This is a genomic window from Ilyobacter sp. (genome assembly GCF_041583315.1).
In the GTDB taxonomy this organism is placed as follows: Bacteria; Fusobacteriota; Fusobacteriia; order Fusobacteriales; family Fusobacteriaceae; genus Ilyobacter.
This window is the reverse complement of sequence record NZ_JBFHGC010000525.1, coordinates 1-2,006: the sequence shown is the minus strand read 5'-3', so window position 1 is coordinate 2,006 and position 2,006 is coordinate 1. Positions and strand designations below refer to the sequence as shown.

Genomic DNA, 2,006 nt, shown 5'->3' with positions numbered 1-2,006 from the left:
TCCTGTCTTCCATAGCATTGCTTCAGTTATCATATTAGAAAGATTGGTTTCTCCTGTTCTTACAAAATCCCTCTCTCCATTTAATAGCACAGGAGTTTCCCCTATTTTTACGTGGGTTATTTTTTTCTGCTCAGATTTTATGTCATCGATTAGTTTTACAAGCTGAGGATCCTCTTCTATTCCGCCAACTTTCACTTTTTCTATCTGAGTCACTGTTTTTGTTATATTTTTTTCCACAGGCACCATTATTGTATTGCCTTTATATATTAGATCCACATTGCTGATTCCGTTCATTGAAGCCAGTTCATTCACAGGAACCTTTGTAGAATAGGATATTTCAGAAAGTGTATCACCTTTTTTTATGAGGTAGTCTTCATTAACCTTCAGCCTTTCAGTTACCTCCATCATTATTTCTCTTTCGATAATTTTACCCAGAGCCTCTTCTTTACTTATAAGTCTTGGATTTATTGTCGTAACTCCGTTTTCCACCTTGATGTCAATTATCCCCATATTTTTATCGTATTCACCTGTCTGAACTATAGTTGTTTTATTCACCACGAGTCCGTTTTCCAATTTGGTATGACTGTGGCCGTCTACAATTAAGTCTATTCCTTCAACTGATTTAGCCAGGTCTGTACTTTTTAGTCCTGCCTCTGTACTCTCATCCATCCCCAGGTGAGTCAGTGCTATTATAAAGTCCGCACCCTTGGATTTTAGCTCTTGAACAGATCTTTTGGAGTATTCCACAGGATCTCCGAATACTATCCCGTCTACATTTTTAGGATTTGTCTTGTAAGTTGTTTCAGGAGTTGCTATCCCGAAAACCCCTATACTTGCTCCGTTCATATCTTTTATTATATAGGGCTCGATAAACTTACCGCCGTCCTTCGTTACCACATTGGCTCCGAGAATTTCATAGTCTGCAAGTTTCTCTAGTTCTTTTAGTCTGTCTTTTCCATAGTTGAAATCATGGTTTCCAGGAGTACTTGCATCCAGCTTCATATAGTTCAGTATTTCTACCACAGACTCACCCTTAGACAAAGTTGCAAATGTCGTACCATGTAAAGTATCTCCTGCATCAAGAAAAAGAACGTTTTCATTTTCCATTCTCAGTTCTTTCAGGACAGTGGAAACTCTAGGAAATCCCATTCCGTCGTATTTTCCCTCTTCCACTCTTCCGTGGGTGTCATTGATGTGTGCCACTACCAGGTTAAAATCTTTTGATTTTTCCAGAGATACTGTATTCTCTGATTTCATATCTCCGCTGCTGCATGCTGTCAGTGCCAGCAACAAAGCTGTTCCTGAAAGCATATAGAATTTCTTTTTCATAAATCGCCCCCATTTTTAGATTTTTTTAATTTATTATATTACTTTAATATAGCCTTTGAAAAATAAAATTTCAAGTAAAATAATTTTTTGTATTCAAATTCCATTTATAAAACCCTTTTTTTGTTAAGTTAAAATATAAATATCCAGTAAATAAAAAAACAAAAAAAAGTGCGGCATAAGCCGCACTTTATAAAATCTTAATTACAACCGCATCCACATCCGCAGCTTTTTTCAGAAATCGATTCTACTCCTGGAAGTAATTTTCCTTCTAAGTACTCAAGAGATGCTCCTCCACCAGTAGAGATATGAGTAAATTTATCTGCATATCCTAGCTGTATCGCCGCTGTAGCAGAGTCTCCTCCACCGATAATTGTAGTTGCGTCTTTAAGGTTTGCTATTGCTTCACAAACTCCTATTGTTCCCTTTGCAAAAGCTGGCATTTCGAATACTCCCATAGGTCCGTTCCAAACAACAGTTTTAGAACCTTCTAAAGCTTTTGTGAAAAGCTCTATAGAGGCTGCTCCTATATCAAGACCCATTTCATCCTCTGCCATATCTGCCACAGCTACTGTTCTGTGCTCTGCATCTGCAGCAAAAGCCTTTGCAGCTACAGTATCTATTGGAAGTATTAATTTTTCTCCGGCTTTTTCCATAAGCTCTTTAGCTAGGTCAAGCTT

General features: G+C 37.6%; 2 protein-coding genes. Both read right to left on the bottom strand.

The features are described from left to right. Positions 1-1,329 (bottom strand): metallophosphoesterase (locus ABZA26_RS13790; protein WP_372715070.1); only part of this gene is annotated, 1,329 nt, incomplete at its 3' end. Between the two features lie 197 nt (positions 1,330-1,526). Then, on the bottom strand, positions 1,527-2,006 hold a 480-nt coding region (gene pgk / locus ABZA26_RS13785; protein WP_372715069.1), incomplete at its 5' end, for a phosphoglycerate kinase.